The organism is Sorangium sp. So ce321, from assembly GCF_051530195.1.
Classification (GTDB): Bacteria; Myxococcota_A; Polyangia; order Polyangiales; family Polyangiaceae; genus Sorangium.
Window position 1 is genome coordinate 10,286,896 of record NZ_CP150329.1, and the last position, 17,017, is coordinate 10,303,912.

Genomic DNA, 17,017 nt, shown 5'->3' on the forward strand with positions numbered 1-17,017 from the left:
GCGATGGAGCGCGTTTCGCGGCCGTGGCGCGGGCGACCGAGTGCTCCCGTTTTTCGTGACCGCCCTCTCACCGCGACCTCCGGCGCGCTCACGGCCGCTTGGCCACGGCCGCGGTTTCTGTAACTGTCCCGCGGTCAGTTACGCGTCGCCGCGCCGGCCTGTGCTCGGGCGCTCCGAGCTCGCGGGACCCGGCCGCGCGAGGTGAAGCCCTCTTCCACCGAGGAGACCCGATGCACTGCACCGTCCAGAAACACCGCCCCGGAGCGTTCCGGGGGGCCTGCCTGCTGCTTGGCTCGCTCGTCGCTGCGTGCTCGGGAGAAGGCCCGGCGCCGCTCGAGGGCAGCGCGTGCGACGTCGAGCGCTACGAGCTCCGGGGCGAGTTCGACTGGGAGCGCAGCCGCCTCGTCGCGACGCTGGGCATCACGCTGTCGCTCACGGGGGACGGCCCGCGGAGCGTCGTGCTCGACAGCGCCGTGGCCGAGGTGAAGGAGGTCCGGCAGCAGGGCGGCGGCGCGCTCCCGCACGCGATCGATCCGTCGCGCCGCGCGCTCGCGATCGACCTCTCGAGCGTGCCCGGGGCGACGCGCGGCGAGCCGATCGCGATCGAGATCGACTACGAGGCGCTCTCCGGCGAAGCGCTCCGCGCGGTGCCGGCGCGCCTGGGCGACCCGGTCGCCGTGCGCGCCGTCTACACGGTGTCCGAGCCGCTCGGCGCGTCGCGGTGGATGCCCTGCCACGACGCGCCCGCGGACCGGGCCCTGTTCTCTGTGTCCATGCGCGTCGACGGCGGCGAGGCGATGATCGCGAACGGCGATCTCGTGGTCGACGAGGACCTCGGGCCCCCTGGCCACCTCGTCCGTTACGAGACCGCCTACCCGCTGCCGACGTACCTCATGGCGTTCGCGATCGGCGATTTCGAGGTCGAGCGCGGGGCGAAGGGCGACCTCCCCATCGCGGTCTGGCGTCGCCGCGGGCTGCCCGGCGATCACGGGGAGATGGTCGACGAGCTCGCGCGCGCGATCGGCCGCTTCGAGGAGCTGCTGGGGCCGTACCCCTTCGAGAAGTACGCGCTCGTGCTCCTGCCGGACTTCTCGGCGGGGGGCGTCGAGCACGCGAGCATCAGCTTCCAGCGCGAGGAGCGGAGCACGCAGCCCGCGCTCGCCTCCGATCTCCTGCTCACGACGCACGAGCTCGCGCACCAGTGGTTCGGCGACCTCGTGACGGTGGAGACCTGGGACGACCTCTGGATCAAGGAGGGCATGGCGACGCTGCTCGAGCAGGAGGGCGTGCGCGTCTACACGGACGAGAGCCGCGCGGGGACGCTGAACGGCGACGAGCTCGGCCTCCAGGGGGGCGACGCCGTCCGCGATCCGGCGCTCGCGCCGGACGACAAGTACACGAGCGGCCCCTACGGTCGCGCGGCCTGGCTGCTCACCCAGATCCGCAGCCTCACCGGCGAGGAGGCGTTCTGGTCGGCGCTCCGCGGCGTCCTCGAGGCGCACCGCTTCGGCAGCATCGGCACGGACGAGTTCCTCGACGCCTTCGCGCCGGCGCTCGGCCCGGAGGCGACGGCCCGCGCGCGGCGCGCGGTCGCGGCGCGGGAGCTCCCGTCGCTCGCGGTCGAGGCCGCGCCCTCCGGCGGGGCGTTCGTGACGCTGCGCGACCCCGAGGGCGCGCTCGTCGCGCCCCTGGAGCTCGTGTGGCTCGCCGGGGACGGCCCCGCCCGCGTGCAGGCGCTCGCGCCGGGCGAGCGCGTCGAGGTCGCGCCCGCGCGTCCTTCCGAGCTCCTCGTCGTCGACCCGGAAGATCGCCACCCCGAGCGGGCCTTCCTCGGCGCCGAGCGCGACATCGAGGCCTACGCGGCGCTCGTCGCCCCGCTCCGCGTGCCGTCCGAGCCCGACGGCGTCTCGCGCTTCCTCGACCTCGGGGGCGCGCACCAGCTCGCCGCGCTCCAGGATGGCCTGCCCGAGGGGCTCGCCCCCGATCAGCTCGATGCCTTCGTGGACGACCTCGACGGCGAGGCGGCCAGGGCCGTGGCGCTCGCGGCGGCGTGCGACGCCGCGGGCGCGCCGGGCCTTGATGTCAAGGTCCGCGACGCGTGGTCGCGCGTGCTCACCGCCGCGCTCGCCGCCGCGCCGTACAGCTACGGCCTCGACTACGTCGGCAGCTACGCCGCGTGCGATGCCGTCCTGTCGCCCGAGGCGCTGTTCGCCGAGGACTGGGCCGCGCTCGAGACAGGGCTCGCGTCGGGCGGCGTCTCGGACGCTCGGCTCCTGTTCCTCTCCAAGTTCAGGTTGCCGCCCGAGCGCGCGCTCCTCGCGTGGGGGAAGGTCGCGCTGGCGTCGGGCTCGGTGCGCGCGCGCGTGCTCGCGATCCGGCACCTCGCGGCGTACCTCGACGGGCTCGACCCTGCCGCGCTCCCTGCGTGGCGCGCCTTCTTCGCTGGCGTGCTCGGCGCGACCGACGTCGCCGACGTCCTCGGCGCGGATCTCCGCGCCGTCGTGGCCTCGGCCGCGCCGACGGCGGCGGGCAACGCGGAGGCGCTGGCGGGCCTGACTCGCGTGCTCCGCTCGCGCGCGGCCCGCTCGGTCCATTCCGCTGCCGTCTGCGCGGCGTTCGCGCTGACGGCCGGTGACGGGCCGGCCTTCGCCCGGTTCGTCGCCGGCCTCGATGGCGCGGAGCTGACCGCTCCTGCCGCCGCCCTGCTGCGTTCTCCTGCCCACTGCCGCTGAAGCCCTCTCCGCGACAGGGCGCCTCGCCCGTCAACCTTGCTTCCTGCGAGGCGACCTGCGCGATGCGCGATAGCTGCGCGCTGCTATGCTCGCCTGCCCATGTCGGAGCTCATCCAACTTCTTCGCCAGAACGCCCCGGTGGCCCGCCTCGCCGAGTACCTTGACGGGTTGACGCACGACGAGCGCCTCCGCGCCCTATCGACGACGAGCCGCGCGGATCAGCGCGCGCTGTACGCCGCCGCGAGCCAGACCCCGGCGCTCACCCTCGACTTCTTCGTCCCGGACGGCACCCCGCGTCGGGTGGGGGTTCATCACAAGGGGAGGAACAGCCTTCCTCTTCCCTCGCCGTTTCGTTTCTTCGAGAAGCGCTTTGCCCTTCCCGAGGATGGCAGCGCTCGTCTCTTCGGTTACAACGAGGGGCTCACGCGTTCCTGGATTGGCCCGGGGTTCTTCGTTGCGGTCCCCACGGCGGGCAACCAGTCGTGGCAGGAGCGTGGCGCGGTCGTGATCGACTACTTCCAGGTCCCTGACGGCCCGGTGCCTGCCGGCTGGCCTCCTGTCGTCCCGAACAGCAAGGGTCTCCAATCCGTCGTTTACGACGGAACGCGCGACTTCATGCGTCGTCTCTCGAAGGACGTCTCCATCGGCGCTGCGTTCAAGGGCGAGAAGCCCCTCGATCACTACTTCACGCTCTGCCGCGAGCCCCCCCGCGCCTAGCGCGGCAGTCCCCGCAGGCCCGCGGAGAGGAAGCCCTTCGCGCGGGGCGGGCGCGGCTGCTGTCCTAACCAACTCCACCGTAGGCCCGCGGAGAGGGGGCCGGGCTCCTCGACCCAGGCCAGCAGCTCCCTCCCCGCGCTCCCTCTAGTTCGGCGGCGCCCCCCCGGACAGCCGCGCGATCATCCCTTTCCGCAGGAGCCCCACCTTGTTCCGCATCGCGGCCACCTGCTGCCGCATCCCGTCCGCCTGCTCGGCGAGATCGACGATCCCCGCCGCCGTCGCCGCCTGAGCCAGCTCGCGCGCGTCGTCCGCGAGGCGCGCCATGCGCCCTTCCACCTCGTCCATGGCCGTCACCACCTCGCCGATCTGCTCCGGGCTCGTCGCGTCGCGCTGGCGCGCCGCGGTCTCCTGCACCAGCTGGTTGATGCCCCGCCCCTCCTCGCCGAGCGCCGCGAAGCGCTGGAACAGCTCCCCGAGCTGCTCGGCCCGCCGCTTGATCTCCTCCCCGCGCGCCGCCAGCGCCGTGGCCGTCGCCTCGTGGCGATCCCGCGCCGCGGCGATCGCCGCGATCAGCGACCCGAGCGCCACGCTCACGCGCTGCTGCGCCTCTGCGGCCTCCGTCGTCGACTTCGCCGCGCGCTCGATCCCCTTGCGCGTGTCCAGCGACAGCCGCCGCGCCGACTCGGCGAGCTCCTCGAAGCGGAGGAGCTCCCGCTCGAGCGCGCGCGCCGCCTCCGCGAGCTCGCCCTCGCCCCTGCCGTGATCATCCTTCCCGCCCACGCTGCGGCCGTTCTTTTCGCGCTTGCTCACCTTGTACACTCTCGACCGCCTCTCGCGTCCGTCCGCGTGCGGCACCCTGCATTCTGCACGATCCCCGGCCCGCGCGGCAGCCCCCTGCGCACCGGCGGCGCGGCCCCCGGCGGAAGCGCCGCCGCGCGCCGCCATCGCTCGCAACGCGTCGCTCGCAACGCGCCGGCGTCGAGGGCCCCCTGCGCCGGCGCGCGCAGCATGGTACGGATCGCTCCCTACGCGCCCGTCCGTTATTCTCACGACCCCGTTGCCATCGCGCTCTGTTGTCCATGAGAACGAAGAACAGCAGCCGCGCCAGGCGGCCATCCAGCAGGAAGAAGAAGCCGGCGAATGCCCAGGTCGCACCGAAGCTGGAGGCTGGAGCGCTCGGCCCCGCCGGCGAGCCTGCGCCGCCCGAGCCTGCGCCGCCCGAGCCCCTCCCCCCCCAGGCGAGCCCCTCCTACGTCGTCGGGATCGGCTCCTCCGCCGGAGGCCTCGAGGCGCTCCGGGTCCTGATTGGCGGCCTGAAGAGCGCCGACAGGATGAGCCTGGTCATCGTCCAGCACCTCGCGCCGCAGCACCGGAGTCGGCTGGTCGAGATCATCAGCCACTCCACCTCCCTGAGCGTCAAAGAGGTCACCGAGGGCGAGGACCTCTGCGCGAACACGGTCTACGTGACCCCGCCCAACGCGGATGTGATCACCGACGGCCGCGCCCTCCTTTTGCGGAAGCCCGGGACCAAGGTCGGCCCGAAGCCGTCGGTCGACCTGTTCTTCAAGTCGATCGCCGAGCACTACGGCGAGAACGCCATCGGCGTGGTCCTCTCGGGGACGGGGTCGGACGGCGCGCAGGGCGTCCGCGCCATCAAGACCGCGGGCGGGGTCACCATCTGCCAGACCCCCGAGTCGGCCAAGTACGACGGGATGCCGCGCGCCGCCAAGCAGACCGGCGCCGTCGATCTCGAGCTCGGCCTGGAGGAGATGGCCAATCAGCTCAGCAAGTTCAACGAGCTCGCCGGCCGCCAGGACCAGCCGGACGCCTCGCTCCGGCAGCTCAGCCTGACCCAGCAGGACCCGTACCACAGCATCCTCTCCTTCCTGGAGAAGTCGAGCCGGGTGAAATTCGCCCAGTACAAGCAGTCCACCGTGCGACGGCGGATCGAGCGGCGCGTCATCGCCACGCGCTGCGAGTCGATCGAGGCCTACGCCGAGTACCTCCGCGTGCGCCCCGACGAGGGCAGGCTCCTCTTCCAGGACATCCTGATCTCGGTCACTTCCTTCTTCCGCGACGAGCACTCGTTCAAGGCCCTCGCGGCCGCCATCGCGGAGCGGATCGACGAGAAGCGGACCGGCGACAGCTTCCGCGCCTGGGTCGTCGGCTGCGCCACGGGCGAGGAGGCGTACTCGATCGCCATCCTCGTCTTCGAGGCGCTCGCGAAGGCGGGCAAGCAGCTCAACGTCCAGATCTTCGCGACGGACATCGACGAGCAGGCGATGTCCGGCGCGCGCAAGGGGCTCTACCAGGAGGCGCTGGTCGCCGACATCCCCCCCAGGCTGCGGTCCAGGTACTTCGACGAGCAGGACCAGTGGTTCAGGATCAAGGACTACGTCCGCGACGCCATCGTCTTCGCGCGCCACGACGTCGCCCAGGACCCGCCCTTCCTCAAGCTGGATCTCGTCTCGTGCCGCAACGTCTTGATCTACTTCAACTCCCACCTCCAGGAGCACACGCTCAGGACGTTCCATTTCGCGATGGACAGCCAGGCTGTCCTGTTCCTCGGTAAATCCGAGTCCGCGACCACCGTGAGCGACCTCTTCGAGCTCACGGACAAGAACGCGAAGATCTTCGTCCGGTCCGCGAAGAAGGGCGATCTCCCGCGCTCGTACTCGAGGCAGGAGTTCAACCGCGAGAGCGCGCTCATCACGAAGGATCGCCAGTCCACCACGGCCCTGGATCTCTTCACCTCCATGGTGAACGGCTTCGCCCCGGACTCGGTCCTCGTCGACCAGGACCACCGGGTGCGGCACGTCTTCGGGGGCGCCAACCGGTACCTGCATTTCCCGAAGGGCCAGCCCACCGTCACGATCCAGAAGCTGCTCCCGCCCGACGTGGCGGTCGAGGTCAGCGCGCTGCTCCACCGGGCAGAGCGGTCCGGCCACGCCGCGAAGGGGGAACAGCGGCACGCGTTCGTCATCGACCGCGAGGAGCGGAGGATCCAGCTCATCGTCGTCGCGCTCCCCTCCGAGGGCCGGGTCGAGTTCATCATCTGCTTCAGCCAGGCGCCGCACGACGCCTTCCGCCCCATGAAGGCGCCCGCGGGCAGCTCCCGCCTCGCGCCGGAGGAGCAGATCCGGCAGCTCGAGCAGGAGCTCGCGGCGGCGCGGGGGCACCTCCAGACCGTCCTCGAGGAGCACGACACCGCCAGCGAGGAGCTCCAGGCCCTCAACGAGGAGCTCCAGTCGTCCAACGAGGAGCTCCAGTCGACGAACGAGGAGCTCGAGACGACGAATGAGGAGCTCCAGTCGGCGAACGAGGAGCTGACGACGCTGAACCAGGAGATCAACGTCAAGTCCTCCGAGCTGATGACGCTCAACCAGCGGCTCGTCGCCATCCAGAACGCGATCGCCTATCCCCTCCTCGTCGTCGACAAGAACCTCCGTTTGACCGACTACAACCCCGCGTCGCGCTACCTCTTCCGCATCTCGGAGGTGGACCGCGGCCAGCACATCCGCGCCGCCCTCTCGCACCTGAGCGTCGAGCCCGTCTTCGAGATGATCGGTGAGAGCCTGCGCGAGCGGCGGGCCATGCGGCTCCAGCTGGAGGTCCTGGACCGGCACTTCGAGGCGTGCGTCCAGCTCATCGACGGGTCGAAGGGCGAGGTCGACGGGCTCGTCCTGAGCTTCGTCGACAACACCGAGCTCGTGCACGCGCTCACCCAGAGTCGGGTCAGCAAGGAGCGGCTCTCGGCCATCGTCGACAACACGCCGGCGCTCGTGACCATGAAGGACTCGATCGGCGCGTACATCTACGTCAACCAGCGCTTCTGCGACGTCGTCGGGCGCTCCGAGAAGGAGGTGCTGGGGCGGACGGACGAGGAGCTGTTCGGCCAGAAGGCCGGCAGCGCGCTGCGAGAGCGCGACTTCGAGGTGCTGAAGAGCCGGTCGCCCATGTGGCTGGAGGAGAGCCTGCACGTGGGCGGGAAGCTCCGTTACTGGCTGTCGTCGAAGTTCCCCCTGCTCGACGACCGGCGCACCGCGCAGTCCGTGTGCACGATCGCGCTCGACATCACCGAGCGGGTGCTGCAGGAGCAGCAACTCAAGGTCTTCAAGAAGGTCGTCTCCGCGTCCAACGCGGGCCTCGCGATCCTCGAGTCGCACGAGGGGCTCTACAGGGTGACCTTCGCCTCGAACGAGTTCGCCGACAAGATCGGCAAGGGCGCGCCCGAGCTCCACGAGCTGCCCCTCGACGAGCTGCTCGAGATCGTCCTCCGCGGCGTGGAGTCGTCGCGCAGGGCCGAGCTCTCGGAGGCGGCCCGCCAGAAGCCGCTCGCGTCGTTCACCATCAACCTGGCGGAGAAGGCGGGCGGCGAGCTCTGGATCGAGCTCATGACCGCCACCATCACCTTCGGCGACGAGGAGGCGAGCTACCTCATCCTCCTCATCTTCGACGTCACCGAGCGGGTCAAGACGCAGCGGCTCATCCTCTCCCAGCAGGAAGAGCTCTCGAGGTTCAGCAAGCTCGCCTCGCTCGGCGAGGTAGCGGCCGGGATCTCCCACGAGATCAACACGCCCCTCAACGTGATCACCACGAAGACCGATCTCCTGAAGCGGCTCGCGGAGCGAGGGCAGCTCGAGAAGGAGCGCCTCGCCCGGGTCGCGACCGACATCGACGGCATGGTCGAGAACATCACCAACGTGATCTCCGGCCTCAAGTCGATCACGAGGATGGAGTCGGAGAAGCTCCGCCCGCACAACGTCCAGGAACTGATCCGGGAGGCCGTCCGCGTCAGCGGCTTCCGGCTCCAGCAGGCGAGCGTCCACCTGAGCTTCGATCTCCCGCGGGAAGAGCTCGTCATCGACTGCTATCCCGTCCAGATCGTGCAGATCCTCATCAACCTCATCAACAACGCGGTGGACGCCATCTCGGCGCTCCGGGAGCGATGGATCCGGATCGAGGCGCGCTCGTCGGACGGCAAGGTCCACGTGCGCGTCATCGACAGCGGCAAGGGGATCGACCCCGCGATCGCCGAGAAGATCATGACGCCATTCTTCACGACGAAGAAGGAAGAGCACGGCACCGGGCTCGGGCTCAGCCTCTCGCGGAACATCGCGCAGCACCACCGAGGCGATCTGCGCCTCGCCATGGAGGAAAAGAATACCTGCTTCGAGCTGGAGCTACCCGAGAAGCAAGTTTGAAGCCGCACGGGCGCGCAGGGCGAGGCGTGGCGAGGCGGGCGCGATGGGCCTCACGGGCGTGGCGGGCGTGCGCCTCCGGCGTCCCGCTGACATCCCTCGGGCTCGTGCTTGTCGACGAGCGGTGCCGAGGCCTCGGGCCCCGGCTGAATCCGCTTGATTCCGCTCGTTTTTTTCGTAAACTACCTGAGGTTACCTAAGGATAACCCTTATACTGGCATCCGTGCAGGACCTCGGTTGCGGCCAGATCTCCGAGCGGGACGAATCCCTGGGGACTGGGGCCCTCGACGCCCGTCGTGTGAGCTGCTAGTCCGTCATGAATGCCCGGAGCGCAGGTCCACGCGGTGGTGGGAGCATGCTCCTGAACATCATCATCGTCGAGGACAGCGAGGAGCTGTGTGAGGGGTGGCAGGACATCCTCTCGCTCGACGGGCACCGCGTGCAGTGCTTCCTCAACGGAAGGACCGCGCTGGAGGACCGGACGCTCATCATGCAGGCCGACGTCCTGGTCACCGATTATTACCTGCCGGACATCAATGGATTGACGCTCGTCTCCATGGTCCGGAAGATCCGGGCCGACCTCCCGATCATCCTGCTCACCGGGACGCGCGACCCGGCCATCCGCGAGAGCCTCCGTCAGGTGGAGAACGCGCTGTTCCTGAGCAAACCGATCAGGATAGAGCAGCTGGAGCGGTGCATCCGGGAGCTCATCGCCTCCTCGACGAAGTCCCCGCCCGTCGAGCCCGACAAGGTGACCCGGCCGCCCTCCTCGCCGTACTGAGCCCTGCGCTCCGGGGCGCTCTCGCGGGGTCTCGCATGCGCGACGGCCCCTGCCCCGCGTATCCCACCTACCGGAAGCGCCCCGCCGTTTCGCGTGCGGACACCGATCGGACCGGTGTACTGTATCGGATCGTCGGATCGTACGTCGGACGCACGTCGGAGGGACCGATGCGAAGCGCGCTGCTCGTCCTCGTCGGAGTTCATGTCTTGCTTGGCTGCGGCGGGGCGCCGTCACGGCGAGAGCCGGCGGTCGCCGCCCACGCCGCGCTGGTCACGGAAGCCGCCCCGGAGCACCAGCGCCTGGAGACCTCGGCGGTAGAGGCGCGGGACGACGCCCCGTGGGCCGACCTGGAGCGCGTCGCGCTGCGCTCGCCCGAGGAAAAGGAGCGCGTCGCGCTGCGCTCGCCCGGGAGCCAGCGCGCCCGCGAAGGCGCGCCCGAGCCCGAGAAGGGGCGCGCCCTGGCCTCCAAGGCCGAGAGCAAGCCCGAGGCCAGGCCGTCGCCCAGGCCGTCGACTGAGCGCGCGCCGGACAAGGACAAGGACAAGGACAAGGACAAGGAGCGCGCCCCTGCACCGAAGGCCGGCAGGCCCGAGAAGGGGCGCCCCGCGCGCTCGATCGAGGCCGACTGCAAGGCGCTCGGGCCCGAGGTGCAGAAGGCCTCGCGGATGATCGAGGTGCTCCGGGAGGCCGATCTGAGCACGCCGCCCGACGTGCTGGAGCGGATCGCGGATCGGCTGGAGCTCTGGGGCCGCGCGGCCGCGGTCCACGCCGCCGACCCGGAGCTCGCGCGGGAGGCCAGGGCCGTCCGGGAGAGCTTCGCCCGCACCGGCGCCGCGGTCCGCAAGCTCCGGACGTCGCTCAACGCCAGAGCGCGCAACCTGAAGAAGGCAGGCGCCGCGCGCGCCGGGCTGGAGCGGGAGCTCGACAAGGACGCGAAGGTCGTGAGGAGCATCGCCGGCCGTTGCAAGAGCAACCCCTATGAGACGATCAAGGGCAAATCCCACATTCCGCCCCACGTCGTGCGCCGCGTCGTCCAGGAGAACTTCGGCGCCATGCGCGCCTGCTACGAAAAGGGCCTTCGCCAGAATCCCAAGCTCGAAGGGCGCATACCCGTGCACCTCGCCGTCGACGGCCAGGGAAAGGTGACGTACGCAGGCGACGCCGACCGACCGCCCGCGGACGCGCCCCTGCTGATTGCGCTCCCCTCGCCCGGCGCGGCGGCGCCGTCGTCGCCCGCGCCGCCGCTCCGCGACGAGAAGGTCGTCGGCTGCGTGCTCGAGGTCTTCCGCGGCCTCCGATTCCCCTCCGCGGCGGATCGCAAGAGCGTCGCGACGGTGGTCTATCCCGTCGTCTTCGGTGTGGACGACAACCGCTCTTCGGCCACGTCCGCCAGGTGACGCACAGCGCAATCACCAGCGGCCTGCCGCTGCCGTTCCGCCGTCCGAGCGAGGCCTGCGTCAAGCATGCTCGCGGCGCGACGTGCAAAGTTATTTCCTTCTCAGGAGCCCGAGGGTAAGAATTCCCCTGATGAAGCTCTCGCTCACCGAGCTCCAGGACATCCGCCGCACCCTGGCGGCGCGCACCGTCTTTGGCCTCTCCACGCCCGGCACCGAGATCGCCGCGCTCCCCGCCTACCTCGCGCCGCCGCCGGAGGGGATGACCGGGCGCGCAGTCGTCGTCGACGCCGGCGGCACGAACCTGCGCGCCGCCGTCGTGGAGCTCTTGCCGGGCGGCGTGTCGCGCATCGTCGCCGGGCCCGTGCCGGCGAAGTTCCCGGGCGGGCCGGAGGTCGCGGGCGACGCCTTCTTCGACGTGCAGGCGGAGCTTGTCGAGCGCCTCGGCGCCGTGCACGGCCTGCCGGTGGGCTACTGCTTCTCGTACCCGTCGGAGACGCTGCCGTCGCTCGACGCGCGGCTGCTCCGCTGGACCAAGGGCGTCCAGATCGCCGGGGTCGAGGGCACCAGCGTGGGCGAGCGGCTCGGCCGGGCGCTCGCCGCGCGCAAGCTCCGGCCCGGCCCGGTCCGGGTGCTGAACGACACGGTGGCGAGCCTGCTCGGGGGCGCCTTCGCGCACGGCGGGTCGCAGCCCGCGGCGTTCATCGGGCTCATCGTGGGGACGGGGACCAACATGGCCACCTTCCTCCCCGCCGGTCGCATCCCGAAGCTCAAGACGGGGCACTTCGTCGCGCCGATGGCGGTCAACCTCGAGAACGGCAACTTCAACCCGCCGCACCTCCAGCCCTTCGACGCGGAGCTCGACGCGAGCTCGGAGAACCCGGGGGCCCAGCGCTTCGAGAAGGCGGTGTCCGGGGCCTACCTGCCGCGGCTCTTCGGGCGGCTGTGCCCGGACCACGCCTCCCTCACGAGCGCCGCGGACCTCGTGCGGCTCCGCGAGGAGGGCACGGCGGACGAGCGGCGGGTGGCCGGCGATCTGCTGCAGCGCTCGGCGGACCTCGTGGCGGCGGGGCTCGCGGCGGTCGCCGACGTGCTCGAGACCCCCCCGGGGCTCGGCGTCCTCGCCGAAGGCAGCCTCTTCTGGGGCGATCCGCGCTATGCGCCGCGGGTGAACGAGACGCTGCGCGCCCTCCTCGGCTCGCGCGTCGAGCCCCGGATCGCGCGGCTCGAGCACGTCAACCTGATCGGGTCCGCCTGCGCCGCGCTGTTCGCCTGATCGGCCGCGCGCGCCGCCGTGTCCCACCGCACGCGCCGCACGCGCCGCATGCCAACGCGCGCGGCGGGCGCCCGGACCGGCGGGGCCCGGGCTGAGCAGCAGGGCCGGAGCGCGGGAAAAAAGCCAGCGATCTTCCAGGGTTCCCTCGGTTCCGGGCCCGTCCGTGGCGGCCTGCACACCGCTCGCTGCGCCCGCGCCGCGGGCAGCCCGGACGGCTGGATGCACATTTCTGGCCGTATCCGCCGTTTACGACCACGATGACGCAGCGTGAACGATGTGGGAGGAGCTGGCCGGTGAGTTGTGAGACAGCAGCGCGCGTCGGCTCTGCCGTCCGGATCGGGCGAACGGGGCGCCGCCGGTTGCCACGGGCGGGACGTGATCGCCAGAATGGCTACTGTCATTAGAGAGATGCCTCCGCCGAGCCACAAGACTCCATTCCGAAGGCAGCCGCACCTGCTCGACGACAGCGGGAGCGTCGGCGTGTGGATCACGCAGCCGGCCGGGATGCTGGTGCAGCTCGTGCGGGAGACGGTGGCCACGGGCGAGATCGCGCGGTTCATCTCGGTGGACGCCTACCAGAAGCTCGTGAGCGTGATGCGCCCGGGCGAGCGGGCGTTCTTCATCTACGACATGGCGCTCATGGTGCGCTACGAGACCGAGGCGCGCGTGGTCCTGACCCAGTGGGGCCTCAGCGTGCGCGACAGGATCGAGCACATCGTCGTCCGGCCGCCGCCGGAGATGAACAAGCTGGGGCGCATGGGCATCCAGACGATCGCGGCGGCGATGAGCCTCGCGGGCGTGCAGCTCGACGTCGTGGACGACATCGAGCCTTTCCTGCGCGAGCGGAACCTGCGGCCGCGATTCAGCCTCACCTGAGCGGGACGTCCGGGGGGAGTGGGCCCGCCAGGGAGCCGGGCCCGAGGAGGGGGGACGGCCCACGGTGGGCGCCCGAGTTCAGGATGGGAGTACGGAGGAGCTGGCGAAGGTCAGTGACCGCCGCCGGTGCCCTTGATATCGAGCTGCGGGCGGGAGGGGTGCGGCCAGTCGAGGTGGAAGAACTTGCCGCGCGGCTGATCCGTGCGCTCGTAGGTGTGCGCGCCGAAGTAATCGCGCTGCGCCTGCAGGAGGTTCGCGGGCAGGTGGGCCGCGCGGTAGCCGTCGTAGTACGACAGCGCCGACATGAACGCCGGCGCCCAGACGCCGTTCTGCGCGGCGATCGAGACCACCTTGCGCCAGTTGGCCTGACCCTTCTTGATCTGATCGTTGAAGTACGGATCGAGCAGGAGGTTCGTCAGGCCAGGATTGCGCGTGTACGCCTCCGTGATCTTCTGGAGGAACCGGGCGCGGATGATGCAGCCGCCGCGCCAGATGCTCGCGATCGTGCCGAAGTCGAGCTTCCAGCTGTACTCCGCCTGGGCCGCCGCCATGAGCTGGAAGCCCTGGGCGTAGGCGCAGATCTTCGAGCAATACAGGGCGTCGCGGATCGCGGTGATCGTCCCCTGCCGGTCCTCGACCGGGGCCGGGGTCGGACCCGCGAGGTGCTTCGAGGCCTCGACGCGCTCGTCCTTCAGCGCCGAGAGGCAGCGCGCGAACACCGCCTCGGCGATGGCGTTCGCCGGGATGCCCATGTCGAGCGCGTTGCTGCTCGTCCACTTGCCCGTGCCCTTCTGCCCCGCCGTGTCGAGGACGAAGTCGACGAACGGCTTGTCCTTCTGGACAGGATCCTTCTGCTGGAGGATGTCCGCGGTGATCTGGATGAGGTACGAGTCGAGATCGCCGCTGTTCCACTCGGAGAACACGCGCGACATCTCGTCCTTCGACATCCCGAGCAGCCCGTCGAGGAGCGTGTACGCCTCGCAGATGAGCTGCATGTCGATGTACTCGATCCCGTTGTGGACCATCTTCACGTAATGGCCCGCGCCGTTCGGCCCGATGTACGCCGTGCAGGGGACGCCGCCCTCCACCGGCTTGCCGGGGGTCGCGCCCTCGAGCGGCCTGCCGGTCGCGGGATCCACCTTGGCGGCGATCGCGCGCCAGATCGGCTCCAGGTGCTGCCACGACTCGGGGTCGCCGCCAGGCATCAGCGAGGGGCCGAAGCGCGCCCCGACCTCGCCGCCGGAGACGCCGGAGCCGAAGAACTTGCACTGCTTCGCGTACTCCTGCTCCCGCCGGATGGTGTCGGTCCAGAGCGAGTTGCCGAGATCGACGACGATATCGTCAGGCTCGATCCCCGCCTCGAGGAGCTGCTTGACCACCATGTCCACGGGCGGACCGGCCTTGACCAGGATCACCGCCTTGCGCGGCTTCTTCAGGGAGCGGACGAAGTCCTTCAGCGTCTCGCAGTAGACCAGGCCGCCGGGCGTGCTCGGGTTCCTCGCGACGAAGTCCTTCGCGACCTGCACCGTGCGGTTGTACACGGCCACCTTGAACCCGTGGTCGGCCATGTTGAGCGCGACGTTCTCGCCCATGACGGCCAGCCCGATCATGCCGATGTCGCAGCTGGATGTGGCATCATTCATCCCGGTTCTTCTCCTTCACACGTTGCTCATGCTCCGTCAGCGACCGCTGTCCTGTCTTGCGCAGATCGGCCGGCACAGCAAGGCATCTTCCTTCCCGCGCGCCGTCGATCTCACTGGGTCGGCTGGCAGCCACGGCCGCGCATTCTGAGCAGGCCGGCGGCGCGGCGTCCAGTGTGGAGCCGCGCTCGCGCCGTGGTACCCTCGCGCCAGTGCGACCGGGCCCGGCGCTCGTAGGTCTCCTGCTCCTCGTCGCGGCGTCGGCCCCGGCCTGCGTCCCCGCGACGTACAACGTCCGCGCGGCGCGCGCGTTCGCGAACGAGGACGCCCGCCGCGCGATCATCGACGACCGCGCGGTCGAGCTGGAACGAGCGATCTCCCTGGCCGACGAGGTCCTCGGCCGCACCCCGTACTCCCCAGGGGACGCGTGGGTCGCCGCGCTCCGCCTCGACGAGGACGAGGGCGAGCGGCTGCGCGAGCGCTTCGAGGAGGCGCCCCCGTACGACGGGGAGTACGAGGTCCCGCTCGCCAAGCTCTACCGGGTGAAGATCGACGAGGCGCTCGCCCGCGCCAGAGGGCCGCGGTCGGCGCCGCCCGCGTTCGCGCGGCTCTTCGACGCGCTCGCCTCGCTCGCGGCGCCCGCGGCGCCCGCCCCGGCCGAGGGCGCCGCGAGCACCGCGGGCGCCCTGCCGGCCGCGTGGGAGGCGCTCGCGGAGCACGCCAGGGCGCTCGCCGCCGAGGAGCGGACCGTCGCGCGGCTCTCGGCCGGGAGGCCGCTCGGCGCCCCGGACACGCCCGAGATCGCCGCCGCGCGGGGGAGGGCCGCCGCGCGGCGGCGGGCGCTCGCCGGAGCGCAGCGGGACATCGCGGGCGCGGCCGTGGCGCTGCGCGCGGCCAGCGCGGGGCAGGAGCCCGCCGCGACGATCGCGCGCGACGCCCTCCAGGCGGTGTCGTTCCTCCTGCGGATGCACATCGAGGCGCTCGCCGTGGCGCCCTACGTCGTGAAGCAGGCCCGGCGCGTCGCGCGGGGCGAGCCCGGCTACGCGGCCACCGTGGCGCGCGCCGAGGCGGTCTCCCGCGTCCTCGAGGAGCAGCGCGAGGCGCTCTCCGCCTGCGCCGAGGCGCTCTCCGTCCCGGCGCGGACGCCGCTCGAGGACGCCGCGGGCTTCGAGATGCAGGAGGGCCTCCTCGATCAGGGCAGGGCGATCAGCCTCGACGCCGTCCACCTCCGGCTGAACAGCGACGTGGAGCTGCTCTTCTTCCACCAGCTCGCGAGCCCGAACTCCTCCGGCGGCATCAACGATTACCGGGGCAGGACCCGGCGCCTCGCCTACGACGTCGACCCGGTGTTCATGGTCGGCGGCCGGGCCATGCTGACGTACGACTTCGAGCACGTGCGCAACGCCGCGCGCCTCAACGCCGGGTTCAAGACAGACCGGCTGTTCTCGTCGGGGGGCGACATCCGGTACGACAGCTCGCTCGGCAAGCTGATCGGGCTGAACGGCTTCGCGAGCGACGTCTTCGACATCGGCGCCGACCTCGTCGGCATCAGCACGAGCCTCAAGATAGCGCGGTTCACCTCCGGGAGCGTGGCCGAGATCGCCGTGGATCCGGCGTCCGGGCGGGACGCCGGCGTCGTGGCCAGCGCGCCCTTTCAGCTCCTGGTCCGCCAGATCGACGTCGGCTTCGACGTCACGAAGCTCTTCCCTGAGGCCGCGGACGACCTCTATCTCGAGGAGCTGCTCGCCGGCTTCCGGTACATGGATTACAAGCTGCCGCGCATCTTCTATGCGCTCCGGGAGCAGGAGCCGGGCACGGGCGAACTCTACGTCTTCGAGCGGCAGAGCCCTGCTCAGAGCGTGACGTCGCGGTTCTACCAGGGCGGGTTCAGCCTGCGGATGGGCAACGGCGAGTGGCCGCGCCTGGCCCCGTTCGGCGATATAGGCCTGTACGGCGGCGCCGGTCCGGTGCGTTACGCCTTCTCGGACGACCCCACGGCGCCTGGCGGCGAGCGCGAGGTCGACGAGGCGACGATGATCGCGCTCTCTGCCAACCTGTCTCTCGGGCTCCGGCTCCGCCTGACCTCGAGCCTCAGCCGCCTCCGCCTGCTCACCGAGCTCTCCTACAACCTCGAGGCGGTCGGCCAGGGGGTCGTCTCCAGCATTCACGCGACGAGGCGCGGAGACGAGACGACGTACACGATCGGCCGCAAGCTCGATATCGGCGGGTTCGATCTGTTCCACGGGCCCCGGCTGCTCGCGGTCCTCGTGCTCTGAAGGCGGCTTGCCATCTCGCGGGGGGCTGTCCTGCGCCGGCGCCCCGCCCCGACGGCGTGCGCCTCCCCGCCCACGGGCGCGGGCGCTCGCGGTGCGCAGCCACTGGTGAGCCCGGCGGCACACG

10 protein-coding genes are annotated in these 17,017 nt (G+C 71.0%); 8 read left to right on the top strand and 2 right to left on the bottom strand.

The window, feature by feature from the left end; all coding sequences use genetic code 11:
- Positions 1-230 precede the first annotated feature (230 nt).
- Both WME89_RS37980 and WME89_RS37985 read left to right on the top strand, forming a co-directional pair.
- Entirely contained in the window at positions 231-2,732 is a 2,502-nt protein-coding gene (locus WME89_RS37980; RefSeq protein ID WP_438004492.1) for a M1 family metallopeptidase, read from the top strand.
- A gap of 99 nt (positions 2,733-2,831) precedes the next feature.
- Positions 2,832-3,449, top strand: a complete 618-nt coding sequence (locus WME89_RS37985) for a hypothetical protein (RefSeq protein WP_438004493.1) — start codon at positions 2,832-2,834, stop codon at positions 3,447-3,449.
- Between the two features lie 144 nt (positions 3,450-3,593).
- On the opposite strand, the gene WME89_RS37990 is transcribed toward WME89_RS37985, so the two are convergent.
- Positions 3,594-4,259 carry a hypothetical protein gene (locus tag WME89_RS37990; protein WP_438004494.1) on the bottom strand — a complete coding sequence of 222 codons (666 nt, stop codon included), beginning with the start codon at positions 4,257-4,259 and terminating at the stop codon, positions 3,594-3,596.
- Positions 4,260-4,528: 269 nt separating this feature from the next.
- Between WME89_RS37990 and WME89_RS37995 the strand changes: the two genes are divergently transcribed.
- The 5 genes from WME89_RS37995 to WME89_RS38015 all read left to right on the top strand — a co-directional run bounded on the left by WME89_RS37995 (position 4,529) and on the right by WME89_RS38015 (position 12,977).
- Positions 4,529-8,653 carry a chemotaxis protein CheB gene (locus tag WME89_RS37995; protein WP_438004495.1) on the top strand — a complete coding sequence of 1,375 codons (4,125 nt, stop codon included), beginning with the start codon at positions 4,529-4,531 and terminating at the stop codon, positions 8,651-8,653.
- Positions 8,654-9,005: 352 nt separating this feature from the next.
- Positions 9,006-9,431, top strand: a complete 426-nt coding sequence (locus WME89_RS38000; RefSeq protein WP_438004496.1) for a response regulator — start codon at positions 9,006-9,008, stop codon at positions 9,429-9,431.
- Positions 9,432-9,598: 167 nt separating this feature from the next.
- A complete protein-coding gene (locus WME89_RS38005) occupies positions 9,599-10,828 on the top strand; it encodes an AgmX/PglI C-terminal domain-containing protein (RefSeq protein WP_438004497.1) in 1,230 nt (409 codons plus the stop codon).
- Positions 10,829-10,958: 130 nt separating this feature from the next.
- Positions 10,959-12,101: a hypothetical protein gene (locus WME89_RS38010; RefSeq protein ID WP_438004498.1), complete on the top strand. Its 1,143-nt coding sequence runs from the start codon at positions 10,959-10,961 to the stop codon at positions 12,099-12,101.
- Between the two features lie 387 nt (positions 12,102-12,488).
- Positions 12,489-12,977, top strand: coding sequence for a hypothetical protein (locus tag WME89_RS38015; protein WP_437660043.1), 489 nt, complete (start codon positions 12,489-12,491; stop codon positions 12,975-12,977).
- 110 nt (positions 12,978-13,087) lie between these two features.
- Here WME89_RS38015 and gndA read toward each other — a convergent pair whose 3' ends face one another.
- Positions 13,088-14,620 (bottom strand): NADP-dependent phosphogluconate dehydrogenase, encoded by a 1,533-nt coding sequence (gene gndA, locus WME89_RS38020; RefSeq protein WP_438004499.1) that lies wholly within the window; start codon positions 14,618-14,620, stop codon positions 13,088-13,090.
- A gap of 209 nt (positions 14,621-14,829) precedes the next feature.
- Between gndA and WME89_RS38025 the strand changes: the two genes are divergently transcribed.
- Positions 14,830-16,893: a hypothetical protein gene (locus tag WME89_RS38025; RefSeq protein ID WP_438004500.1), complete on the top strand. Its 2,064-nt coding sequence runs from the start codon at positions 14,830-14,832 to the stop codon at positions 16,891-16,893.
- Positions 16,894-17,017 lie beyond the last annotated feature (124 nt).